The following is a 24463-nucleotide window of genomic DNA, read 5'->3' on the forward strand; positions in this document are numbered from 1 at the left end:
TCCTTATTCGAAGAGTTATTATAGAATTCAATCAGGTATGCCAGCGTGAACGGCTGTGCCTTCGACGGTTCGGTCAGATCCATGCCGTAGCAGGTTTTGCCTTTGTGCGGCGGGTCGGTAGCACCCGGCGTACTTACCGGAACAAACGAGAACTCTTTCTTCTGATAAAAGGGGCTACCCAATACCTGGAACGGAGTAGGAGTGCCACGGCCCACACTCACATTCGTACCTTCAAAAAAGCAGATGGAAGGGTATAGCGCGATGGCTTGTGCATTGGGCAGGTTAGGGGAAGGGCGCACCGGTAGTTCATAGGCCATCTTGTGGGTATAGCTTTCCATCGGAACAACCGTCAGATTGCAGCTCTTGCCTCCTTCCAGCCACTTCTCTCCGTTGATCATCTTGGCCAGCTCACCCACCGTCAAACCATGCACGATCGGAATCGGGTGCAGGCCTACAAAGGATTTATGTTCCATCTCCAGCACCGGGCCATCTACATAATGTCCGTTAGGGTTGGGGCGGTCCAGAACCAGCATCGCTTTGTTATTTTCAGCACAGGCTTCCATGGCATAGTGCATGGTGCTGATGTAGGTATAGAAGCGCGTGCCAACATCCTGTATGTCAAATACCAGCACATCCAGGTTCTTCATCTGCTCCGGGGATGGCTTTTTGTTGCTGCCATAAAGGGAAATGATGGGCAATCCTGTCTTCGGGTCATTGCCGTCCTTGATATGGGCGCCAGCATCGGCTTCACCCCGGAAACCATGTTCGGGCGCAAAAATGGTCGTGATTTGTATGCCGCGGCTTAGCAGGGTATCAACCAAATGGGTCTTGCCAATCACAGAGGTTTGATTCACGACCATGCCGACCCGCTTGCCCTGCAGGTGTTTCAGGTAACGGTCCATTTGTTCCGCACCAAGGGCCATGGGTTTGGCGGCTGGTGCAGGCGCTTGGGAAGTTTCGGTGGCCGGGGCGCTCGGGGCTGCGGCAATGGCGGCCGTCTGCTTGGGCGAACAGCTGTTGAAGCTGATCAGCAGGGCGCCGTAAAGTATAACTCTAGGGTGTATCATCGTAATAGGGGATAAGTCAATTTTCATACCTATCTTTAAGGCGTTTTAGACGCAAGCGAGTGAACATTTCCAAATACATATCTGATAAAATTTCTGAAGTTCAGGCCGGTTCTTTCACCACGTCTGTGACAAAAATAGCAATTATTAGCATAGCTGCGGGCATTGCGATCATGATTGTGTCATTTGCCATTCTGGAAGGCTTCCGGAATGAGATCCGGGAGAAGATTTTCAGCTTTGGGGCGCACCTGCAGATCAGCAAGTACGACACCAACAATTCCTTTGAAGGTGCCCCCATCAGCAGCGCTACCGGCATCAACAGCACCGAGGATATACCTGGTATACAGCACATACAGCCTTTCGCCCGCAAAACGGCGATCATCAAAACAGACGATGAGGTGCTGGGTGTGGTGCTGAAAGGTGTGGGCAAAGACTACGACCTGGATGCCATGAAGCAGAATCTGGACGAAGGAAAACTAATTAGCTTCAACGATACGGCTTCTTCCAAAGACGTCATGCTCAGCAGGCGCATCGCCGATAAACTCCGGCTGAAGGTCGGCGATGAGGCGATTTTCTATTTCATACAAAATCCCCCGCGCGCCCGGAAGCTGAAAGTGTCCGGGGTGTTCAACACAGGTCTGGAGGAGTTTGATGAAGTCTTTGTGATAGGCGATCTGCAGCTGATACGGGAACTCAACAACTGGCCAGATTCAGTGGCAGGAGGCGTGGAGATCCTTCTGAAGGATTTTGATCAGATCGATGTGGTTGCGGATCAGGTATTTGACAAAATGAATTACGACCTGCAGCTCGAAAAGATCACAGACCGGCACGCCCAGCTGTTTGATTGGCTCCAGCTCCTGCGCAAAAATGTGATCATCTTTCTGGTGCTGATCATTTTCGTGGCCACGTTCAACATGGTCTCCACGGTGTTCATCATGATCATCGAGCGCATCAATATGATAGGGGTGCTCAAGGCGGTCGGGGCAACCGATGCGCAGATACGAAAGATCTTTTACTTCAGAGGCTTGAACCTTACACTCAAAGGTATGCTGTGGGGCAATGTCATCGGATTGGGTTTCTGCGTGATTCAGTACTATTTCGAAGTCATCCCCCTTGATCCCGAAAACTATTACATGGATACGGTCCCCATCAGCTGGAACTTCGGTGTCATCGTTATCCTGAACGTCATAACACTCCTGATGACCATGCTCGCCATCCTCATACCTGCTGCCATGGTAGCCCGTATCAAACCTGTCAAGGCGATTAAATTTGATTGATGCCAGCCTGGCGTACCGTTAATCTCGGGGCGAATAGAGAAGCCAGGTCGAATTGACTTTCTCTACTGTGGGATGTGCATCTTGTCGAACAAGCAAGACCGGGAAACCTGCCTGACCCGATTTACAAAAAAACAGGTATAGGAGTCGTTTCATCTTCCTATACCTGTTTTTGTTACTTATTGGGCATTACCGCATGACGCCGTACCGGCGTCACACTATACCTTCTTTTACAAAAGCTGATTTTGCACGTTCGTTCATGTCCCAGGACAAGCTCCAGAAGTTTTCCTTTTGCACCCAGACGCGTACGCTGATCGTTACATTTTGCCCGGCAAAGTCCGATACTACGATCATGGGTTCCGGATTCGGCAGGACGCGGTCATCTGCTTTGATCAAATCCTGCAGGAGTTGCCGCACTTTTCCTATGTCGTTGTTTACGGATACGGCAAATTTCAACTCCACCCGGCGGGTCATTTCAATGGTATAGTTGACCACGACGCTGTTGGCCAGCGGACCATTGGGTATAAAGATGGTTTTATTATCAGGCGTTTTGATGACGGTATTGAAAATGTTGATGATGTTTACCGTACCTGCCTGCCCTTGGGCCTCAATGTAATCCCCGACACGAAAGGGTTTGATGGTAAGGATGAGCACGCCACCGGCGAAGTTGGAGAGGCTGCCCTGCAGAGCCAAACCAATGGCCAGGCCCGCCGATCCCAGTATGGCAATAAAGGAAGTCATCTCTAAGCCCAACTGGGCGATCACCAGTATGATCAGCAGCACCCGCATGATGATGGCCAGCAGGTTTTTCATAAAGGGGCGCAACGAAATATCCACATCTTTGCGCACCATCAGGTTGTAGATCAGTCGGTTGAGCCAGTTGATCACCCATAGACCGATGAGTAAGGTTATGATCGCTGTAATCAGGCGCATGCCATAGAGCATCACAATATTGGTAACCGTACTGCTGTACGCGTCGAAATTAAACAGGTCAGGCATGTTGTCAGGTATGAGATAAATTAAAAACTCCGGTGCCCGTTGGGGCACCGGAGTTCAAATTTGGTTAATTTCTGAACGAATGGCAACTAGAGCGGCAGGTGCCGGCATTGCAGAATCAGGTTGGGGTTAGGGCAAAGAGCCTCGTATACTTCCTTTTCAGACAGGGTTGCCACTCCCGGAAAATCCCCGTACTTTCCTTCCATGGAGCGGATGATCTGGAAGTGCAGGTGCGACGGCCAGTGGCCATTCTCCGGGAAAGGGCCTACCGTTGCAATCACGTCTCCTTTCCTGAATACTTTTCCTACTGCCATACCTTCCAGGGATGAGCTGCTCAGGTGGCCATACAAGGTATAGAAGGGAACGCCCTCCAACTCGTGTTCCAAAATAATGGTCGGGCCGTAATCGCCGAAATTGGCATTGTTGGCAAAGCTGTGCACTTTCCCGGCAAGAGGAGCAAAAACAGCTGTTCCAGCCTCCAGCCATACATCCACCCCCAGGTGCAGGTTCCGACACTCGGCGGCCCCATCAAAGTGCGGGCTGCGGTGGTAGATAAACCTGTTCTCCAGGTAGCCTCCTACGCCGATTGTAGCATGCTGTTCCTGCAGCATGTGTTTTACAGCTTCATCAAATTGGGCTGTGTCGCGCAGGTCGGTCTGCTTCAGCCGTTGGTTGGCCGCCGTAAAATCAAGCAGGCATACAGCATTGCCGTTCAGGTCCGCATCCAGTACGGGCCCAAAGGCAATAGCATGCTTGCTTAGTATATCACTAAGTTTTTTTGTGTTGTCCATCCTGTAAAAGAAAGGCGGAGAGTGTTCCGCCACGCAAGTATAAGAAGAACTAAGCTAATTCTTCCACATACTTGGAGAGTGTTTTCAGGCTCTTGGTCTTGCCGAAAAGTTCCTCTGATTTTTTGCTGTAGGCCTGGGCTGCTTCCTGAAGTGTATCAAAGGTACCCAGGTTGATGCGTTGTTTGTTGTGGTGAATGATTGCACGATACTTCTGTGCCTCTTTGTGTACGCCACGCACTCCCAGCTTATTTTCAGTCTTGGAAGTATTGCGCACAATCTTGCAGAGTTGCGCCCACTCCAGGTTTTCACGGCGGCAGTCCAGCTTGTTGCCGTTCTTGAAATGCACATACAATTTGATGTTGCTTTCGGGCTTTTCCAGCAGCTGCTCACCAATCATCTTGTGCAGGTAAATTGTTTCGTTTCGGTACTTTCCGTTTTTCAGAGGCCAGTTCTTCTGAAAGAAAGCATATCCGTTGGAGTGTATGCGCAGGTGCTTCAGAAATTCGATCTGCTGCAGGTACGCATTGTTTTGAATGTACTCGTAGGTGCGGTCATCTACCACTACGGTTTTTTCACAGTTTTTGAGAGTTAGTTTGTAGAGCATTGGTGTTTTCAGTAGTTGTATTTTTGAGAACGGAATGCGGGTGTTGGTTAGTACCCGTTTATTGCATTATACTGCAATATGTCGCAAATGTGCGGCTTTTTTTTCATTCTGTGTTCATCCTATTACAGATTCGGATTTTTTACGTTAAAGTTGTGACGGCGCTTAATTTTATATGAAATTTTCTACGGACAGAATAGTTTGTCGTAACTTTCAGTTTCAATTCGTGTTGGCATACTAAATCTTTGAGCTTAAAAATATAATTATGAGTAGCCCTTATTTCAATCTGAAAGTTGTGGAAATAACCCGGGAAACTTCAGATGCCATTACAGTACATTTAGAACATCCTGATAAAAAAACGATAGCCTATAAGCCAGGGCAGTTTCTGACGCTTATTCTCCCGATCGAAGGCAAAAAAGTACGCCGCTCTTACTCACTTTGCAGTGCTCCTCATGAAGGGGCAAGGCTGTCAGTAACAGTTAAACGTGTAGAAGGTGGTCTGGTTTCCAATTACTTATTAGATCAGCTCCAGGTAGGACAAGAAATTGAAATAATGGAGCCGCTGGGCAACTTTAACCTGGTGCCTGATGCCAGCCAGAATCGCCATATTATCCTCTTTGGAGCAGGCAGCGGAATCACGCCGCTTATGTCCATCCTGAAGGCAGTATTGTCGGGGGAACCGAACAGCAAAGTGACGCTCCTGTATGGAAACCGCGATGAAGAATCGGTGATATTTAAAAAGCAGCTGGAAGAGCTGGAAGCAGCCCATCCGGACCGGTTGCACACGGCCTACATCTTCAGCCAGCCGAAGCATCAGTGCGAGCACCGCGGCCGCATGAACCAGAGTGTGATGCTCAAGATACTCGAGCGTCTGAAACTGACCAAACCTGAGTCGGCATTGTACTATATGTGTGGCCCGGAAGGGATGATGGATGAAGCGCGAAAAGCCCTGCATGTGTTGCATGTGCCCGCTGACCGCATTTTCAGGGAGAGTTTTGTAAGCAACAAGCTCGTCGAGCAACAAGAGCAGCAGGAGCAACATGGCGCTGTATTGGCCTCGGAAGATGACGGGGAGATCACCACGCAGACGGTCACCATCATCTACGAAGGAGCAGAATACAGTGTGAAAGTAGAGCCGGACCAGACCATACTGGAGGCGGCCCTGGACCAGGATGTTGATATGCCGTACTCGTGCCAGGCTGGCCTGTGCACGGCCTGCCGGGGCAAGTGCCTAAGCGGAAAAGTACATTTGGATGAACGTGAAGGACTCTCCGATGCCGAGCTGGAAGAAGGCTATGTGCTCAACTGTGTGGGGCACCCGCTTACCTCCAATGTCGTCATCGAAATTGGCTGAAATGTTTGAATAAGTCAGTTCGGAGCAGTACTCTATCGCTTGCCGATATAGTACTGCTTTTTTTTGTACTTTCAGAAGAAGTTCCTATATTACCCTCCCTTACATAACACGCAATGAGTAAAACAGAAGCTATGATACAAGTACCCGAACGAAAAAAGAGGGTTTACCTGTCAGAAAATTTTAAAATTGATACATGGGAAACCATACAGCCATACTTTGAAGAACTCAAAACCCGTCAAATCGAGTCAGTAGAGGAGTTGGAGAAGTGGATGACTGACCGGAGTGAGCTGGAAAGCGTGCTGTCCGAAGACCTGGGATGGCGCTATATCCGGATGACCTGCGACACACAGAACGAGGAGATTACCAAGGCTTTTCAGTATTTCGTGTCAGAGATTGAGCCGAAGATAGCTCCTTACGATCATGAGCTGAACCTGAAGCTGATGCACTCGCCTTATGTGAGCGGGCTGGACCAGGGCAAGTACCGGATATACCTGCGTGGTGTGCAGCGTGCGCTGGAGATCTTCCGGGAAGAAAACATATCGCTTACCACCGAAATCAGCACCAAGCAACAGCAGTATGCAGCCATCACAGGCGCCATGACCGTGACGCTGGACGGGGAGGAAATGACCTTGCAGCGTGCGGCCGACCGGTTGAAGCGCAATGAGCGGCAGGTGCGGGAAGAAGCCTGGAGAGCTATTCAGGAGCGGCGGACCGCAGACCGGCAGAAACTGGACGATCTGTTCGACGAATTGTTGCGTCTCCGCACGCAGGTAGCCAGGAACGCCGACTTCGACAACTTCCGGGATTACATGTTTGCCGCCATGGGCCGCTTCGACTATACCCCGCAGGACTGCTTTGACTTTCACCAATCCATAGAAGAGACGATCGTACCGCTTCTGACAAAGATTGACCAGGAACGCAAGCAACTGCTGGGGCTGGATGAACTCAGGCCCTGGGACCTGGACGTAGACCCAAGCGGAAAAGCGCCGCTGGAGCCGTTCAAGTCGGGTGAGGAATTGCTGGAGAAAACAGTACAGGTATTTTATAGCCTGGATACTTACCTGGGCGACTGCCTCGCGACCATGCGTCAGATGGGACACCTGGATCTGGAGTCCCGGAAAGGAAAGGCTCCCGGCGGGTATAACTATCCGCTGGATGAAATCGGAGTGCCTTTCATCTTTATGAATGCGACCTCCAGCCTGCGCGATGTGATCACGATGTTGCATGAAGGCGGCCACGCTGTTCACTCCTTCCTGACCCGCGACCTGGCGCTGGGCGCCTTCAAACATCCACCATCCGAAGTGGCTGAGCTGGCTTCCATGTCGATGGAGCTTATCTCGATGGATTACTGGGATACGTTCTTTGCGGATGAGGATGAACTGCGCCGGGCCAAGCGCACGCACCTGGAGAGTGTGCTGGAGACCTTCCCGTGGGTAGCTACGGTAGACAAATTTCAGCACTGGATCTATGAGCATCCGGAGCACACGCAGGAGGAACGCCACCAGGAATGGCTGGCTATTTTTGAACGCTTCAACCACCTGGAAGTAAGCTGGTCCGGACTGGAGAAGTATAAGCCCTATACCTGGCAGAAGCAGTTGCACATCTACGAAGTGCCTTTCTATTATGTAGAGTATGCGATGGCTCAGTTGGGTGCTATTGCGGTATGGAAGAACTACAAAGAGAATCCTGCCGCTGGCCTGGAAGCCTACAAGCGTGCCTTGAGTCTGGGTTATACCGTCTCTATCGGGGAAGTATATGAAGCAGCTGGCATCAAGTTCGACTTCAGTGCCGACTACATCAAGAGCCTGGCCGATTTTGTGCAGGCAGAGATGGAGAAGTTCTAGGAATCAGAAACTTCAAAAAAGAAGCCTTGTCATCTGCATGACAAGGCTTCTTTTTTATGGGGTATAGGGAACAATGTCGAATTACATTCTATAACGGTTTGAATTGCTCAAACATCTGCCGGCAGTCGTTGCAATAGTGCATGGAGCGGCAGAGGGTTGGACCAAAAGGGGTACGCATGGTGGTGTTTTCACTATTGCAGTAGGGGCAGGTGGCATATTCGAGAATGTCCAGGTCCAGCACCAGGTTATACATGGGAGGTGGCGCGAGTCCAAACTCCTTCAGATGCTGCCGCCCTCTTTCAGAGATTTTGTTACTGTCCCAAGGGTTGTCAAAGGTCATATTTACCGTATGGCTGGTGATGCCATGCTTTTCGAGGGTGCGCTCCACATCCTTCTGCATATAATCCATGGCAGGGCAACCGGCAAAGGTCGGGGTCATGTGCACGGTGACGTGACCTGTATCCGAAATCTCTATACCTGTGATCACACCCAGATCCACCAGCGACAACACCGGTATCTCGGGGTCTTTCACCTCTTCGAGCAGGGTCAATATGTCTTTCTTGGTCCGTGTCATTTTATTTATCTTTTCCCTTTTTTGTCATCCCATAGGGACCTTGGTAGAAAAGAGGTTAAGCCTTGGCTACTCCCTAACAAGATCCTTTCAGGATGACAGAAAGACGAGAAATAGAAATCTTATGTCTAACGTCTAACGTCTAATATCTAGCGTCTAAAAATTACCACTCAGCTGTCGGGTCGATGTCAAACACTTCGGCCATCTCGTCCAGCAGCGGCTGCAGGTGCTCGGTGTGCTCACCGTAGCGACCGCCAAACTTCGGTTCTATACTTTCCAGGTCAGGCAGTTTCAACTCTGTCTTGTCCAGCACGGCCTGTATGCGCTGTAGCCACTCGGCCTTTACAGCTTCTTCGCCTGGGTATACGCCCGCGCTGATCAGTTCCTGCTCATACCTGGATGGCTCGAACAATCCCAGTGCGTAAGGTATAGCCTCGTTCAAAGAGGATTGCAGGCGGAGAATGGCTTCTTCTGTAGAGGAGCCCAGATTTTTGATCCAGGTGTTGGCGTGCAGCACGTGGTACTTTACTTCGCCCTTGAGCTTGGTAGCCACCTTGGCAATGGGCTCGTAAGTGGACTGCGACAACATCTCGAAGCGGATCATCTCGGCATTATCAAACAGGAAGTGGCGGATCAGGCTGAAGTCGTACTCGCCGTTAGGCAGCTCCACCAACTGGCTGTTGTGGAACTGACCGGCGTTACGCGTGAAGGCAACCGTATCGGGCTCTGCTTCCCCCAGCTCCTGCAGCAAGGTATAGAAAGCCAGGCTGTGGCCGATCTTATCCTGCGCCATCGAGGAGAACGCAATGTCCTCTTCCAGAATCGGACCGAAGCCGGTCCACTCGGAATTGCGGTGGCCCAGTATGAGTTGGTCGTCGGCCAGTTTGTATAACAGGTCTTTTATTGCTTGCTCGTTCATCAGGCTGGTATGTTCTTTTGCTCTTCTTTAAATTTCGTGATCTTGTCCATCACCTTGTAGGCAGTCGCTTCGCGGTACTTCTTGTCAGGTATGGTGGTCCACATCTCCTTGTCTTCTTCTGCAGACTGCAACACATGCTTTGATTGCACCACCCATACATTGACTACCGGAGGTTTGTCGCCAAACTGGTTCCGGGCTTCCTGCAATGCCTCCTGGTAGGAAGTGGCCATTACGCGTCCCGTGTGTGTATGCGCTTTGCCCCGCTTCTTGAGGTGGAAAATCTCGTAGGCCTCCGGTGCTTCTGATTTTTCGGAAAGAGCTTCTGCGCGGATCATGTCGTAGACGTTCTCCCCATCGCCTGCATAAGGCGTCACCAGGATGTGTGCAGTGCGGGCTATCCACATCCCTACACAAGTGGCGCGACGGCCATATTGCTCTTTGGCAAACAGAAACGCGACCTCCTCATTCGGGGCATGTACCGGTCCTACATAGGTATAGGCCGTGCCTTCTTTTCTCTGATGAAAGACTTCGTATGTTTCAAACTGATCCAGTTCCTGCTTCGGCTCCATGGGTGGGAGCTCGCCTTCCGGCAGGTTCAGTCGTGTTACTCTCGGGTCAAGGGACTTTAAGCTCATTCTTTTGAGAATTATGAATGATGAGTTATGAATTATGAATTGAAAGTAAGTATGGCAGCTTTAGCGCTTGACTTCAAACCCATTCATAATTCTTAATTCTTAATTTATAATTGCCGTTAGGCTAACGGCTTCACGTATTTTGCTTTCGGGCTGAGCATGGCCCGGCGGACCCAGGCGCCACGCTCTTCGGCGGTGCGGCGTACGGCCAGGCGCTCCGCGTTGCAAGGGCCATCGCCGTTGATCACGCGCTTGAACTCATCCCAGTCCGGCTCGGTATATTCCCACAGGCCGGTTTCCATGTTCTTCTTCAGATTCGGATCCGGCACCGTCAGGCCAAGTTCCCAGATCTTCGGCACGTACATGTCCAGAAACTGCTGACGGCATTCATCGTTTGAGGCCATCTTCACTTTCCAGCGCATGAGCGTTTCGGTGTGCGTACTCATTTTGTCAGAAGGGCCGAAGAAGGTCATGATCGGCGGCCACCAGCGGTTCAGCGCAGCCTGTATCATTTCGCGCTGCTTCGGAGAACCGGTTGCCATGTGCACTACGGCGTCGTGGCCATACTTCAGGTGAAAGGCTTCCTCTGCACAGATACGCTCCAGGGCGCGGCAGTAGGGGCCGTAGCTACCCCGTGCGTTTGCCATCTGGTTTACGATCGCGCCTGCGTCAATCAGCCAGGAAATGATATTGGAATCTGCCCAGGTAAGCGCCGGGTAGTTGAACACATTGGAATACTTGCTTTTGCCGCTTACCAGGTCATCGAGCATTTGTTCGCGGCTCTTGCCCAGCGTTTCGGCTGCGCTGTAGAGCAACTGGCCGTGTCCTACCTCGTCCTGCACCTTGGCCATCTGGGCCATTTTGCGGCGGAAGCCCGGAGCCCGGGTAATCCAGGTGCCCTCTGGCAAGGCGCCGATGATCTCAGAATGGGCATGCTGCTCGATCATACGAATGAGCTGCTTGCGGTATAGTTGCGGCATCCAGTCGTTGGGCTCGATCTTCTCGCCCCGGGCAATGCGTGCTTCAAATTCGGCCAGTTGGACCGGGTCTTCGGCCTGCAGGTCGTCGAATTTGGTAGCTTCGAAAACGTTTCCTCCTCCGTACATATGCTCTTTGGTTTTAAGGTTCAGTAAATTTGCCGGGCTGTTAAGGGGACAGCCTGACAAGGATCAGGTATAGATCAGTTCAGGTTATTCTTCAATCCATTCAGCAACATGGCCGACAGGTTCTCTGCAATCTCATCCGGTGTCATCTTGCCCTCCGGCTTGTACCAGGTATGAATCCAGTTCAGTCCGGACAGGATGGTGAGAACAGCAAACTTTTCATCCGGCACCTGAAATTCCCCGCTGGCTATACCTTGGCGGATAATGTCACGGAAGTAGTTTTCGTACCTGTCGCGCAGGGCCAGGAAAGCGCTGTGATGCGGCTCACTCAGGTGACGCCACTCCTGCAGGAATACGGCAGAAGCTTCTGTATTGCGGGTCAGTACCTGCACATGGGCCGCAATAGCTTGCTTCAGCTTATGCGAGGCGCTGGCATCTTTCCTGTCCGAGGTGTCGATGGCTCCGAAAAATTCGTCTGCCATCCGGAAACAGACCCGTTGCAGAATCTCTTCTTTCGAACGAATATGCGAGTAAATGCTGGCCGCTTCTATGCCCAGGGCATTGGCCAGGTCGCGCATCGACGTAGCCGAAAATCCTCTGGTCTTAAACAAGGCGGTAGCCGTTTGCTCTATCTGTTCTTTCCTGCTCACTGGTGTTTGTTTATATAGGTAACAACAAATTTATGCAACCTAACGTTCGTTAGCAAATTTATTTTACGTCAGAAGGCAGACTGAAGTTGTGGAGTGGGGGATAGGATTTACTCCGGTTTATAAGGTTTGTGATCGAAGGGACGATTCCAGTCCGTTGGGTATGGCTATAGCTGATTTTGAGTTGATCATAGCCTGCTTGTAACCAGTATTAAACTTTGCCATCTAATATCTGTTAACTCACTTGGTGAGTCCCGGAAAATATTATCCGGAGGACTCTACAACTGGAAAAGGTTTAGGGGTTTTGTAAATCCTTATAAATCAAATAAATGCTTAGAATGTAGGCATTATTGGTGTATTTTTTGTGACAGAAAAAATAAGAATTGCCGGATAAAAGTGCAGCAGAATTAGCTGGCTTTGCTTATCTTATACGAGCTTATCCGAAGTACTTGCGTATACTTTACACCGGCTCGCCGGTATGTACAACAACACTAAAGAAGACACTACCATGACTGAAACTACAGATACTGCTCAAACCCAGACGATGGACTTCGTCAACTATGAGGTCAGAGAGCGTGTAGGATATATTACCCTGGCCAGAGCCGAAAAGCGGAATGCGCTGAATGCCGAAGTGGTGACAGAACTGAAGCGGGCTTTTACAGCAGCAGAAGACGACGAGGCCTGTAAGGTGATCGTGCTGCGGGCGGAAGGCAAGGTATTTTGTGCCGGCGCCGACCTGGAATATCTCCAGCGACTGCAGGAATATGACTACCACGACAACCTGGCGGATTCCACCCACCTGATGGAGCTTTTTCGCCTGATCTATACCCTCAAAAAAGTAGTGATTGCACAGGTACACGGGCATGCCATTGCCGGTGGTTGCGGCCTGGCGACCATTTGCGACTTTACCTTCACGGTGCCGGAAGCGATGTTCGGCTACACCGAAGTCAAGATCGGCTTTATCCCTGCCATCGTCAAGGTGTTCCTGCTTCGCAAAATAGGGGAGGCCCGTGCCAAGCAGCTCCTGCTGACCGGCGACCTGATCCCGGCTGCCGAAGCCCAGTCGTACGGACTGGTCAACTATGTGGTACCGGCTGAGGAACTGGAAGGGCAGGTGTTTGCCTTTGCCCAGAAGCTTTGTAATGAGAACTCCCGCCAATCCATGGAGGTGACCAAGGAGATGATCGCCCGGGTGCAGGAAATGTCACTGGAAGATGGCCTGCAGTATGCGGCCGAGATGAACGCCGTTGCCCGCGGAAGCGAAGACTGCCAGAGAGGGATCGATGCTTTTGTGAACAAGCAGAAACTTAGCTGGTAATTTCTGTAAAGGTTTTAAAACCATTTGTTAAACTTGTTGTTTGATGAGTATGCTGATGGGATTTGGAATTATGGTACTGACTTTTGTAGCAATGGAGGGGGTGGCCTGGGCCACACACAAATATGTGCTGCATGGGTTTCTCTGGTTCCTGCACAAATCCCATCACACGCGCCACCGCCATGCTTTTGAGCTGAATGACCTGTTTTTTGCCTACTATGGTACCCTTGCGATGTTATTCTTTATCTTTGGCAGTGAGCCCATCGATTACAGATTCTGGATAGGGGCAGGCATTACGCTGTATGGCGTGGCTTACTTTGTAATACACGATGTCTTCATCCACAGGCGCATCCGTCTTTTTGGTAAAACGTCTAACGTTTACCTGAAAGCATTAAACATGGCGCATAAAGTGCATCATAAATCCGAAGGCCGCGATGGCTCAGAATCTTATGGTATGCTGTGGGTGACACCGAAGTATTTCAAAGCGGCATACGCAATCATTCGGAAACAACAACAGGGAGAACAAACGTGGGACAGTATACCATCAAAGAACTAGAGCACCTTTCTGGCATCAAGGCACATACGATCCGCATCTGGGAGCAGCGCTACAATGTCCTCAGCCCGCAACGTACGGATACCAATATCCGGTACTACGGCGACTCCGACCTGAAGACGCTGCTCAATATCTCGCTGCTGAACGAGCAAGGCTATAAGATCTCCAAAATAGCTAGGATGAGCCCTGAGCAACTGAAACTAACGGTGCAGCAACTGGCCGAACAGGAGACTTCCTCCTGTTCGCATCACATCAACGCCCTGGTATCGGCGATGGTAGAGATGGACGAGGAGCGGTTCGATAAAGTTTTTTCCACGGCCATATTACAACTGGGTTTCCATGAGACGATGTTGCAGGTGGTATACCCGTTTCTGCATAAAATCGGCATTCTGTGGCAAACGAATAACATCAGTCCTGCGCACGAGCACTTTGTGAGTAACCTGGTACGCCAGAAGCTGATCGTAGCCATAGACGGGCAGGTGGTGAAGCGCAGAGAAGACGCCCCGACTTACCTGCTATACCTGCCGGAGGGCGAACTCCATGAGATTGCCCTGCTGTATATGAATTACCTGGTCAGAGCTCATCATCAGCATGTGATCTATTTGGGTCAGAATCTCCCTTTCGAGGACCTGCAGAAAACCTACGAACAGTGCCAACCCGACATTCTCTGCACCGTGCTGACGGCGGTTCCGGACCGGGACCAGGTGCAGGATTACCTCCACAAACTTTCCGCTACTTTTCCGAAGGCGACCTTATACGTATATGGGGCGCAGGCTCAATATGAGTTCCTGACCTTTCCGGAAAACATGCGGCGCTTGTCGTGTATAGGCGATTTTATTGCGCTCCTGCCCACCACTACCTAATACTTCAACGCTTACCTTACGATTGCATAAAAAAAGCCATACCTGTTGCAGGTATGGCTTTTTTTATGGGCTTAGGTATAGCACGATCAGAAGAGGGTTGTTTTAGTTGTTTAGTGTTTTGCAAAAATAAATAAACAAGAATTAGACTTTTATAAATTCATTCCGTATTATTGTTTAGTGTTTCATATTAATCATTAAACATTATGACTGCAGTAGATTTCACCCACCACATTCAGCTCGCTGCTGGTTCCCTGCGTCCAGTGGCTATGAACCTGACCCGCAACGCGGATGATGCCAAAGACCTGGTGCAGGAAACGCTGCTGAAGGCGATCACCAACCAGGATAAGTTTAATGCCGGCACTAACCTCAAAGCATGGCTCTACACGATCATGCGCAATACCTTTATCAACAACTACAACAAGATCACCAAGCGCAGCAGCAACATAGACAGCAGTGAATACCTGCAGTACCTGAACACGGACCAGAATTATATTACCTACAACCAGGGGACAGCTGCCTTTATGATGAGTGATATCATGGCTGCCATCGGGCAACTCAACGAGGAGCATCGCACCCCGTTTATGCTGTATTATACGGGTTTTAAGTACCTGGAAATTGCCGAAAAGCTGGGTATTCCGATCGGAACCGTGAAAAACCGCATCCACATTGCCCGTAAAGAATTGAAGAAAGCGCTTCAGGTTTATGGCGACTAATTACAACTTAAACCGCAAAAAGTAGTAATTCCCTCTATGGTTCATCGCAAAGTAGTCGTAATAGGAGCGGGTTTTTCGGGCCTGTCAGCTGCCACTTCCCTGGCCGATCAGGGGTATGAGGTAACGGTGCTGGAGAAGAATGCCTCGCCCGGTGGCCGCGCCCGCAGCTTCCAGGCAGCCGGGTTCACCTTTGACATGGGACCCAGCTGGTACTGGATGCCGGATGTTTTTGAGCGCTACTTCAACAAGTTTGGCAAAACGACTGCTGATTATTACGACCTCCTGCGGCTGGACCCTTCCTATACCGTAGTATTTGGGGAAGATGACTTTGTGGATGTACCCGCTTCGCTGGATGAACTCAAAGCACTTTTTGAGCAGTGGGAACCCGGTAGCGGAGCACGCCTGGATAAATTCCTGCAGCAGGCGGCCTATAAATACGAAGTAGGCATCAATCAGCTGGTCTACAAGCCCGGCAGATCGGTGCGCGAATTCATGAGTCTGCGGCTACTGCTGGATGTGTTGCGCATGGATGTGTTTCAGTCGATTCACACGCACATCCGCCGCTTCTTTTCGCATGAGAAGATCATCCAACTGATGGAATTTCCGATTCTGTTCCTTGGGGCGCTGCCGCAGAACACACCGGCCCTCTACAGCTTGATGAACTACGCCGACATCAGCCTCGGTACCTGGTACCCGATGGGGGGAATGTTTAAGATCATCGAAGGGATGGTGCAGTTGGCGGAGGAAAAAGGCGTTGCTATCCTCTACAACCAGGACGTGCAGCAGGTGGAGGTGGAGCAAGGTATAGCCCGGCGCGTTCGCACCGGTACCGGCACGTTTGAGGCCGATGTGGTGGTGGCAAGCGCCGATTACCACCATGTAGAGCAGCACCTGCTTGCGCCGGCTTACCGCAGCTATACCGATACGTATTGGGAGACACGGGTAATGGCGCCATCCTGCCTGATCTTCTACCTGGGTATAGTCAAAAAGCTGCAGCACCTGCGCCACCACAACCTCTTTTTTGATGCAGATTTCGGACCACATGCGCATGAGATCTATACCGATCCCCAATGGCCTGCCAAGCCCCTGTTTTATGTGTCAGCCCCATCGGTGACAGATGATACCGTGGCACCGGCTGGTTGCGAGAACCTGTTTGTACTAATGCCGGTTGCCCCGGGGCTGTCCGATACCGAGGAGCTACGGGAAAAGTATTACCAGCTAATCATGGACAGGCTGGAGCGTCTGACCAAGCAGGAAATAAGAAGTGCGGTCGCGTACAAGCGCAGTTATGCCCACCGCGATTTCATTGCCGACTACCATGCGTTCAAAGGCAACGCCTATGGTCTGGCCAATACGCTGTTGCAGACGGCGCTCTTGAAGCCCAGCCTGAAAAGTAAAAAAGTGAGTAATCTTTTCTATACCGGGCAATTGACCGTGCCGGGTCCCGGCGTGCCGCCTTCCCTGATTTCGGGGCAGGTAGTGGCAGAGGAGGTGGCGAAAGACTGTGCCTTGGCACCCGATAAGAAATTACCTGTCAGCAGCTAAGCAAACCCACGATATGGAGCAATTCAAAGATACATGCCTCAAATGCAGTAAAGTCATTACGGAGGCGTATAGTACTTCCTTCACGCTGGGCATCAAAACCATGCACCGCAAATTTCACATGCCCATCTACGCCATCTATGGTTTTGTGCGCAGTGCCGATGAAATTGTTGATACCTTCCATGCGCATGACAAGCGAAAACTGCTGGAGGATTTCCGCCGGCAGACCTTTGAGGCGATTGAAGCAGGTATCAGCCTGAATCCGGTGCTACACGCCTTTCAGTGCGTCGTGCACGAGTATGGGATAGACCGGAAGTATGTGGAGGCTTTTCTCAACAGCATGGCCATGGATCTGGAAGATCATGTATACGATCCGGCGCTTTACAAGGAGTATATTTATGGGTCGGCGGAAGTGGTGGGCCTGATGTGCCTGAAAGTGTTTTGTGAAGGAGACGAGCAGCAGTTTGAGCAGCTCAGCAAGCCGGCCTGCAGCCTGGGAGCCGCCTTCCAGAAAGTGAATTTCCTACGCGACATGCAGAGTGATTTCAAGGAGCGCGGACGCGTTTACTTTCCGGCAGTCGATATCCGCAGTTTCAACAACGCCAGCAAAGAGGAAATCGAGGCCGACATCGAGAAGGATTTTGAAGATGCGTATGCCGGCATTATGGCCTTGCCCCGTTCGGCGCGAATGGGCGTATACCTGGCCTACGTTTACTACCGGAAGCTTTTCCGCAAAATCCAATGCCTGACGGCAACCCATATCCTGAACGAGCGCGTAAGAGTACCTGACAACACGAAGCTTGCTTTGTTGCTGGGCTCGTATCTCAAGTACAGACTTAACGTGATCTAACCTGTGACGCTACGCTTACTCTTATTTTCTCTTTTTCTGATTCTCTCCTCTGTCGCCTTTGCGGATAACCCGAAGAAGTATAAGCTGCCCGATCTGCGTGCGCAGTTCCTGGATGCCAGCAAAGACAGTGAAGCCGGCAAGCGCTTTTATGAGCTGATGCGCGACTATGAAGACAAAGACCCGGTTGTGCTGGCTTACAAAGCGGTGTCCGAAGCCGTGATGGCAAAGCACGTTTGGAATCCTTACATGAAGATGAAACACCTGCAGCAGTCAGCCGAAATATTTGAGCAGGCCGTTCAGCTGGAAAAAAGTAACCCAGAGATCCGGTTTCTGCGCTTCACTGTGGAGCATTATGTGCCCCGCTACCTGAACATGAGCAAAAACCTGGAGCAAGATAAGACCTTGATCATTGCCGGCCTGAAAGCGCATCCGGCATCCGGACTGTCCGAAGACATGGCCCGTAACATGCGCGACTTTATGCTTTCCAAGGACCATTGCAGCCCCGAAGAAAAGCAAACACTGAAAAGCATCGTCCTCTAAATGCCTCTCTACCTATACCTGAACATTTTCACCATCCTGTTCCCCCTGTTGCTCTCGTTCGACAGGAAAGTGGCCTTTTATAAAAACTGGTCCTATCTGTGGCCGGCCATCGGCGTGAATGCTGCATTGTTCATTCTATGGGATGTACTCTTCACCAAAGCGGGCGTCTGGGGCTTCAATGAGGAGTACCTGGTCGGGATCTACCTGCTGAATATGCCGCTGGAGGAAGTGCTGTTTTTTATCACGGTGCCCTATGCCTGTGTGTTCATATACGAAGTGCTCAACGCCTACCTTTCAAAAGACCTGCTGCAGCCGTACGCCAAAGGTATAACGCTCCTGCTGATTCCGGTTCTGCTGCTGCTGGCTGTCTTCAACCTCGAAAAGCTCTATACCTCCATCACGTTTACTTTGCTGGCCGTTATGCTCGGGCTGCATTATTTCTTTTTCAGAACACGGAAGCTCGGGCGTTTTTACCTGGCCTACCTGGTGCACCTGGTACCTTTTCTGCTGGTGAACGGGGTGCTCACCTACCTGCCCATCGTCTGGTATGACGACAGGTATAACCTGGGCCTGCGCATCGTTTCTATACCTGTGGAAGACACGATGTACTCCATGCTGATGCTGCTGCTGACGATTTCTTTGTATGAGGGCTTAAAACAACGGGATACGGTTAAACAATATCAGCCCTTGGCTGTATAACTGTATATGCGAAATCTTCAGGTCACAATCGACTCAAATTCAGGCTTCTGCTTCGGCGTAGTCTATGCCATCCAGATGGCAGAAGATATACTCGATGAGCAGGGATCCCTCTATTGCCTGGGCGACATTGTGCACAATGATGTGGAAGTGGAGCGGCTGCAGAAGAGGGGCTTGCGGATCATTAACCATGAACAGCTTCAGGAGCTGCGGGATGTTCCGGTGCTTATACGGGCGCATGGAGAGCCGCCCCAAACCTACCAGATGGCGCTGCAGCATAACCTGACCCTGATCGATGCCTCTTGTCCTGTAGTGCTCAAATTACAGAACCGCATCAAGGGCTCTTATGACAAGGAGGAGCGCATCTTCATCTACGGCAAGCACGGACACGCCGAGGTCATGGGACTTTTGGGGCAGACGAACAGCCAGGCCGTGGTGTTTGAAAATGTGGAAGAGCTCATGCAGCACGAACTACCCAAGAAGATCACGCTCTATAGCCAGACCACCAAAAGCACCGATAGCTTTTACAACATCAAAGAGACGCTGGAGCAGCAGGGGTATGAGGTAGCTGCCAATGATACCATCTGCCGCCAAGTCTCCAACCGCGACAAGGATCTCCGGAAATTTGCTTCGCAGTTTGATAAGATTATCTTCGTATCCGGCACCAAGTCTTCCAATGGCAAAGTACTCTATCAGGTATGCAAGGACACCAATCCCGCTACTTTCTTTGTTTCCAAGGTAGAGGAGCTGCAGCCGGACTGGTTTGCTGACGGGGATACAGTGGGTATCTGCGGTGCAACCTCCACGCCCATGTGGCTGATGGAGGAGGTGCGGGCGGCGCTGCTGCAATAGGCCTACAGCCAGGTATAGCCGGTTCTCAATATTCGGATGACACACAAAAAAAAGAGCGACAGCAGAGGTATAGTGATTGCAGCCACCCTGGTGATGAGCTGGTTCGGGCTGCTCGTATACCTGTTGCACTTTCCTGTGGAGTTTGCTTCGCCGCTGCCTTACCTGTTAATGCTGCTGCAAACGCACCTCTATACCGGCCTCTTTATTACGGCGCACGATGCCATGCACGGGGTGGCCGCTCCCGGCAGGCCGGCGCTAAACCGGGCCATTGGCACGATGACCGCTTTACTGTTTGCCTACAACTGGTACCCGCGGCTGCTGCCCCGGCATCACCAGCACCATCGCCACGTGGCTACCGACGAAGACCCGGACTACCATCATGGTTCGTTCTGGCCCTGGTATTACAGCTTTCTGAAAAACTACATTACCTGGTGGCAGCTCGTGCTCATGGCCATTACCTACAATGTGCTGCAGCTGTTTTTTCCGCTGGAGAACGTGGTGCTCTTCTGGATGCTGCCTGCCATACTGGCCACGTTTCAACTCTTCTACTTCGGTACCTACTTGCCGCACCGCGGGGAGCATGCACCCGGTAACCGGCATAAATCCGGCACGCAGGCCAAAAACCATTTCTGGGCGTTTGTCAGCTGCTATTTTTTCGGGTACCACTACGAGCACCATGACAAGCCATACCTGCCTTGGTGGCAGCTCTACAAGACAAAGCAGTAGCCAGCAGCCTCGTTTAGGATGTTGTAAAATAAGGGTATAGGCGGGTAGGTTGCCGAGCCGGACTGTACCATTTGCGGATGACGTACGTATTCAGAAGCATGTGCTTAACTTCCTGTTCCTATGAAAAAAACTATACCTGCGCTTGCTATGTTTTTTATCCTGCTGGTGACCCTGGCGCCTCTCCATAAGGCCCATGCGGACAAAGATCCGAACGTCCTGAAGGCGGGCATCAGCTATGTGTGGCTCTCGGATTATGACAGCCAGGGGTTGATGTTCTACAATAAGTACAACCGTTACCTGGGAGATCGGCTTTCGCTGGGGTTAAACATCGGGGCCCTGAATGCTTCCCGCTACGACTCCAGAAAAGAAATCTATACCATCCGCAACACGTTTTACATGGCTTCGCTGGATTTAGCCTATGATCTGATGCAGAACGATATGCTGCGGGCCCGTATCGGAGCGGGACCGGGAGCCAGGCATCGGGCCGAAATCAATTCCAATATCGACGATGGTACCCTGGACGGTTCGGTGCGCCACGTCCGTACCTCAGATGTAGGGTTCTACGGCTACCTGGAAAACGATTTTAATATACTGCGCAACGGCGTGTCCGGCTTCCGGATCGAATACTTTCACTACACAGAAGGTACCCCCGTTTTATCCATCGGCTTCCACTTAGGCTTCCAGTTTTAATTCTGACAGCATACCTTCAAAAGCAAGGGGGAGCCAGTATGATACTGGCTCCCCCTTGCTTTTGAAGGTATAAGCAGACTAGTGTACCGCGTCTTTCTTGCAGCAGTCATCCAGCTTGTTGTAAGCGCGCGGCGTAGCCGGCTTGTTGTCAGCGTCGTAGCCTGTTTCGTTGACGGCCTTCCGGATCTTGTCTTCGTTGGTCTTTTTAGTGTCGAAGGTTACTGTCAGCAGCTTGGAATCCACATCCAGTGACGAGGTTTTGACGCCTTTCTCATAGGCCATCGCTTTTTCCAAAGTCTTTTTGCACATGTCGCATACAGCCGAAGTTTTGATCTGAACTGTCTTTTCGTTGCCGTTCTGGGCCTGGGCGCTGAGTGTTGCAAAGAACACAACCAGTGCTAATCCTAAATTTCTGAGGGTTTTCATGTTTGTAAAGTTATTGATTAAGTTAGAGTATTGATTTGTTGCTTCTGATCCGGTTTGCTACGTCTTGCAAAGCGTGTGCCGTTATTCGATTTTAAAGCGCAGCCCTGCATAAATGACTCTCCCGGTAATTGGCCCCCATACCATGCTGGCATCGAAGTCAGATCCAAACGGATCGCCGGCACCCAGTATCGGGTTGGGCTGGCGGTAGTTGAGCAGGTTTTCGCCCCCCAGGTATACCTCCCAGCGCTTAAATGCCCGCGATACCTGCCCGTTCAGGGTATAGAACCGCTCGGAGTTACGGGTGTTGGCAGCGCCACCCTGTCCTTCCATATAGGCCAGCGGCATCAGGCCAAAAAATTGCGTCGTGAGGTCTGCGCGCCACTTGTCAAAGGGGGTGGCAAAGCCCAGGTTGACAAAGAAGCGGTGCTGCGGAATCATAGGGCGTTGCTGCAGTTTTCCGTCATACGTGGTCTGTACATCAAAATACTTGTAAGCCGTCTTGACATCAAAGCCTTTCAAAACTTCATATTGCAGCTCTGCCTGGAAGCTCCTGGAGAAAGAGCGGCCCTGCAAATTATAGAAGGCGACCTGGCTGGCGTTGCTGTATAGGTCGGCCACGACCTGGTTTTGGAACGTGGTATAGTAATAGTCAGTGATGAAGGATCCCGGACGGCCGCCCAGTTCGAAATAATGGGTAAACGACCCGCCCAGGTTCCAGGCTTTCTCAGGCTCCAGCTCTTCCCGGAATACGAACGCACGGGAACTTACCAATGCCGCTGTGTTCTCCGAAATAGGGTTAGCTACCCGGAACCCTTTGCCTGTTGCCACCCGGAAGATGGTGTTGGGGGTTAGGTCGTACTTGACATTGAGCCTCGGCGTGAACACGGTGCCGTACAGGTTGTGGAAGTCGGTGCGGGCGCCTGCCACTACGGTCAGGTTCTTTGAATTGTTAAAGATGTACTCGGCGAAGATACCCGGTACCTGCTCTGTCCGGGCAAAGGCGTGTGCATCCAATCGTTCGGTATAGTCATCGTAGAGGAAGCTGGCGCCCACTTTGTAGGTATGGCCCGTGTGCCCGATGATGGACTGGAAGATCAGGCGCAGATCGCCCGTGTTCTGTTCGCCGTTGTAGGGACTGCGGCCATACAGGGAGTTGAACTTGTGGTGCACGCCCGAAGAAATGAGACCCAGGCTTTGGTAAGGCCTGCCCGGGAAGGTATAGGAAGTCTTGTTGAAGAAAGACAGGCGTTCTGTTTCCGATTCGGTGCCGTAGTGCTGTTGCGGACCCAGGGGTTCTCCCTTTTGGTAGTCCATCTGCCCACCCAGTTTGGTTTCCCGCAAGGCATTGAAGCCAAACTCCGATACCCAGGTATCGCCGCTCATGAATTTCCACTTGTTGTACACGTTGTGGTGGGTGCCCAGCGCTAGGTCCATAAAGCCATCCTTGTTGCGGTCCACGCGGTTGCCCAGGTGGTCGGTGTGCAGCATCAGCAGTGTGCTCCACTTCGGGCTCACCTGTGCCGATACGTTCAGGTTGGCATCGTACTTGGCCAGGCTGTTGCCATACAGGTTCAGGTATAGCCGTTCGGTTTTCTCCGGGTCCCTCAGCTTCACGTTCACCTGCCCTGAAATAGACTCGTAGCCGTTGAGAACCGAGCCCATGCCTTTGATGATGTCGATCGACTCGATGTAGGTGCCCGACAGGTAGTTGAGGCGATACGGGGTGGAGAGGCCGCGCAGGGCCGGCACGTTGTCAGTGGTCAGCAAGGTATAGGAGCCGTCGAGTCCGAGCATCTGTATCTGCTTGGCCCCCGAAACGGCGTCCGTGGTCGATACTTCTACCGATGCATTGGTCTCGAAGCTTTCGGCCAGGTTGCAGCAGGCCGACTTTTCCAGGTCACGGGAAGTGATGATCTGGGAATTGGTAGGGGTGAGGGAAGAGTAACGGGTCTGCTGTCCTTCCACGACCACTTCTTTGATGTAGCTGGTCGGAGCCAGGGAAACCAGTACCGTGGACTTGCCGGTTACATCGATCGTGTCCGGTTTGTAGCCTATGTAAGAAACAATGATCTCAGGTGTGAGCGCGTCGGCCAGTTCAAGGGTGAAGGAGCCGGAGGCATCCGTTGAGACGCCTTTGGTAGTGCCTTTCCAGACCGCATTGGCACCGATCAGGGGTTGGCTGGTGTTGGTTTGATCGACCACCCTGCCGCTCAGTTGCTGGGCCGTGGCCGGTAGAAGTATGGTGAGCAATAGCGCGAGCGTGCCGCTCATTCGGCGGAAGTGTCGCACAGGTATGGTATAAAACATAAATCCTTGTTGGTTAAAATTTCTGAATGCAGAAGAGTGCCCAGGCTAGGCGCCGGCGCAAAAGCATCGCAAACTGAAATACTAGACAATAAGGGTGTGAAGCCGATGCAGCAGGCTGCGCCCATAAAGTGGGGGAGCGCTGTCCGAGTAAGCAAGGAGGCGATGATCGGTCGTTGTAGCAGTTGGCCCGGGCAGGAGCAGGGGCTTAAGCGCTACGGCAAACAAAACCGGGGCTTCCAGTTGGAAGATTTTAAGCGAAGAGACCGGTTCCAGCTTTTCGAATGAAAGCTTTGTCGTACAGCAGTCATCCTCCTCTGACCCAGAGGCAGGTTCCTGGCAGCAACCATCCGGCTGCTTTTGCATCACCGACTCTTTCAAACCAGTTATCCGGCACAGCTGTTCACTCAGGGCAACACCCACCGAACCCAGCAAAATACTCAGGGTCAGCAGCAGGGTAACCGTATGTCGGAAAGGGGTTTTCACGACACAAATATACAAACATCCTCCCACTTTCTCCCACAATCTCCACTTTATCCCACTTTTGCTGTGTTCCTCTGCCGGCAAGCAGGTTTTGTAGATGTCTTGTGTGTATAG

Annotated in this window: 26 protein-coding genes; 14 read left to right on the plus strand and 12 right to left on the minus strand. The window is 51.4% G+C overall.

Annotated features, from left to right (window positions below; genetic code table 11):
• On the minus strand, positions 1-1067 hold a 1067-nt coding region (locus OB13_RS06045; protein ID WP_461489253.1), incomplete at its 3' end, for an exo-beta-N-acetylmuramidase NamZ family protein.
• Positions 1068-1192: 125 nt separating this feature from the next.
• Between OB13_RS06045 and OB13_RS06050 the strand changes: the two genes are divergently transcribed.
• Positions 1193-2341 (plus strand): ABC transporter permease, encoded by a 1149-nt coding sequence (locus OB13_RS06050; RefSeq protein ID WP_461489254.1) that lies wholly within the window; start codon positions 1193-1195, stop codon positions 2339-2341.
• Between the two features lie 210 nt (positions 2342-2551).
• Here the strand turns inward: OB13_RS06050 and OB13_RS06055 are convergent, their stop codons facing one another.
• The 3 genes from OB13_RS06055 to OB13_RS06065 all read right to left on the minus strand — a co-directional run bounded on the left by OB13_RS06055 (position 2552) and on the right by OB13_RS06065 (position 4729).
• The gene (locus OB13_RS06055) at positions 2552-3337 is read right to left on the minus strand and encodes a mechanosensitive ion channel family protein (RefSeq protein ID WP_461489255.1); all 786 of its coding nucleotides are present in this window, start codon (positions 3335-3337) and stop codon (positions 2552-2554) included.
• An 86-nt stretch (positions 3338-3423) separates the two neighbouring features.
• A complete protein-coding gene (locus tag OB13_RS06060) occupies positions 3424-4125 on the minus strand; it encodes a peptidoglycan DD-metalloendopeptidase family protein (protein WP_461489256.1) in 702 nt (233 codons plus the stop codon).
• A gap of 49 nt (positions 4126-4174) precedes the next feature.
• Entirely contained in the window at positions 4175-4729 is a 555-nt protein-coding gene (locus OB13_RS06065) for an HNH endonuclease (RefSeq protein WP_461489257.1), read from the minus strand.
• Between the two features lie 262 nt (positions 4730-4991).
• Between OB13_RS06065 and OB13_RS06070 the strand changes: the two genes are divergently transcribed.
• Complete coding sequence (locus OB13_RS06070) at positions 4992-6080, plus strand: FAD-binding oxidoreductase (RefSeq protein WP_461489258.1); 1089 nt, start codon at positions 4992-4994, stop codon at positions 6078-6080.
• A 131-nt stretch (positions 6081-6211) separates the two neighbouring features.
• Positions 6212-7924, plus strand: coding sequence for a M3 family oligoendopeptidase (locus OB13_RS06075; RefSeq protein ID WP_461489259.1), 1713 nt, complete (start codon positions 6212-6214; stop codon positions 7922-7924).
• Positions 7925-8012: 88 nt separating this feature from the next.
• Here OB13_RS06075 and paaD read toward each other — a convergent pair whose 3' ends face one another.
• The 5 genes from paaD to OB13_RS06100 all read right to left on the minus strand — a co-directional run bounded on the left by paaD (position 8013) and on the right by OB13_RS06100 (position 11799).
• Positions 8013-8498 carry a 1,2-phenylacetyl-CoA epoxidase subunit PaaD gene (gene paaD, locus OB13_RS06080; protein WP_461489260.1) on the minus strand — a complete coding sequence of 162 codons (486 nt, stop codon included), beginning with the start codon at positions 8496-8498 and terminating at the stop codon, positions 8013-8015.
• Between the two features lie 160 nt (positions 8499-8658).
• A complete protein-coding gene (gene paaC / locus OB13_RS06085; protein WP_461489261.1) occupies positions 8659-9414 on the minus strand; it encodes a 1,2-phenylacetyl-CoA epoxidase subunit PaaC in 756 nt (251 codons plus the stop codon).
• Positions 9414-10049, minus strand: coding sequence for a phenylacetic acid degradation b (locus OB13_RS06090; RefSeq protein ID WP_461489262.1), 636 nt, complete (start codon positions 10047-10049; stop codon positions 9414-9416). Before OB13_RS06090 ends, paaC begins: the two co-directional genes overlap by 1 nt.
• 116 nt (positions 10050-10165) lie before the next feature.
• Complete coding sequence (paaA, locus tag OB13_RS06095; protein WP_461489263.1) at positions 10166-11152, minus strand: 1,2-phenylacetyl-CoA epoxidase subunit PaaA; 987 nt, start codon at positions 11150-11152, stop codon at positions 10166-10168.
• 74 nt (positions 11153-11226) lie between these two features.
• The gene (locus tag OB13_RS06100) at positions 11227-11799 is read right to left on the minus strand and encodes a TetR/AcrR family transcriptional regulator (protein ID WP_461489264.1); all 573 of its coding nucleotides are present in this window, start codon (positions 11797-11799) and stop codon (positions 11227-11229) included.
• Between the two features lie 505 nt (positions 11800-12304).
• On the opposite strand from OB13_RS06100, the gene OB13_RS06105 reads away from it, so the two are divergent.
• From OB13_RS06105 to OB13_RS06155, 11 genes are all read left to right on the plus strand, one after another.
• Positions 12305-13114 carry an enoyl-CoA hydratase/isomerase family protein gene (locus tag OB13_RS06105; RefSeq protein ID WP_461489265.1) on the plus strand — a complete coding sequence of 270 codons (810 nt, stop codon included), beginning with the start codon at positions 12305-12307 and terminating at the stop codon, positions 13112-13114.
• Between the two features lie 43 nt (positions 13115-13157).
• A complete protein-coding gene (locus OB13_RS06110; protein WP_461489266.1) occupies positions 13158-13667 on the plus strand; it encodes a sterol desaturase family protein in 510 nt (169 codons plus the stop codon).
• The gene (locus tag OB13_RS06115) at positions 13640-14527 is read left to right on the plus strand and encodes a MerR family transcriptional regulator (protein ID WP_461489267.1); all 888 of its coding nucleotides are present in this window, start codon (positions 13640-13642) and stop codon (positions 14525-14527) included. Before OB13_RS06110 ends, OB13_RS06115 begins: the two co-directional genes overlap by 28 nt.
• 203 nt (positions 14528-14730) lie before the next feature.
• Positions 14731-15240, plus strand: coding sequence for an RNA polymerase sigma factor (locus tag OB13_RS06120; protein ID WP_461489268.1), 510 nt, complete (start codon positions 14731-14733; stop codon positions 15238-15240).
• Positions 15241-15276: 36 nt separating this feature from the next.
• On the plus strand, positions 15277-16785 hold the full coding sequence (locus tag OB13_RS06125) for a phytoene desaturase family protein (RefSeq protein WP_461489269.1): 1509 nt from the start codon (positions 15277-15279) through the stop codon (positions 16783-16785).
• A 13-nt stretch (positions 16786-16798) separates the two neighbouring features.
• Positions 16799-17632 (plus strand): phytoene/squalene synthase family protein, encoded by an 834-nt coding sequence (locus OB13_RS06130; RefSeq protein WP_461489270.1) that lies wholly within the window; start codon positions 16799-16801, stop codon positions 17630-17632.
• A gap of 3 nt (positions 17633-17635) precedes the next feature.
• On the plus strand, positions 17636-18172 hold the full coding sequence (locus OB13_RS06135; protein WP_461489271.1) for a hypothetical protein: 537 nt from the start codon (positions 17636-17638) through the stop codon (positions 18170-18172).
• The gene (locus OB13_RS06140; RefSeq protein ID WP_461489272.1) at positions 18173-18871 is read left to right on the plus strand and encodes a lycopene cyclase domain-containing protein; all 699 of its coding nucleotides are present in this window, start codon (positions 18173-18175) and stop codon (positions 18869-18871) included.
• A 6-nt stretch (positions 18872-18877) separates the two neighbouring features.
• Positions 18878-19720 (plus strand): 4-hydroxy-3-methylbut-2-enyl diphosphate reductase, encoded by an 843-nt coding sequence (locus OB13_RS06145; RefSeq protein ID WP_461489273.1) that lies wholly within the window; start codon positions 18878-18880, stop codon positions 19718-19720.
• Positions 19721-19756: 36 nt separating this feature from the next.
• Positions 19757-20446 (plus strand): fatty acid desaturase, encoded by a 690-nt coding sequence (locus OB13_RS06150; protein ID WP_461489274.1) that lies wholly within the window; start codon positions 19757-19759, stop codon positions 20444-20446.
• A gap of 120 nt (positions 20447-20566) precedes the next feature.
• Positions 20567-21136, plus strand: coding sequence for a hypothetical protein (locus tag OB13_RS06155; protein ID WP_461489275.1), 570 nt, complete (start codon positions 20567-20569; stop codon positions 21134-21136).
• 78 nt (positions 21137-21214) lie between these two features.
• Here the strand turns inward: OB13_RS06155 and OB13_RS06160 are convergent, their stop codons facing one another.
• From OB13_RS06160 to OB13_RS06170, 3 genes are all read right to left on the minus strand, one after another.
• Positions 21215-21562 (minus strand): heavy-metal-associated domain-containing protein, encoded by a 348-nt coding sequence (locus OB13_RS06160; RefSeq protein ID WP_461489276.1) that lies wholly within the window; start codon positions 21560-21562, stop codon positions 21215-21217.
• An 81-nt stretch (positions 21563-21643) separates the two neighbouring features.
• Positions 21644-23869, minus strand: coding sequence for a TonB-dependent receptor (locus OB13_RS06165; RefSeq protein ID WP_461489277.1), 2226 nt, complete (start codon positions 23867-23869; stop codon positions 21644-21646).
• An 81-nt stretch (positions 23870-23950) separates the two neighbouring features.
• A partial coding sequence (locus OB13_RS06170) for a hypothetical protein (protein WP_461489278.1) occupies positions 23951-24463 on the minus strand: 513 nt, incomplete at its 5' end.

The organism is Pontibacter sp. HJ8 (genome assembly GCF_054824225.1).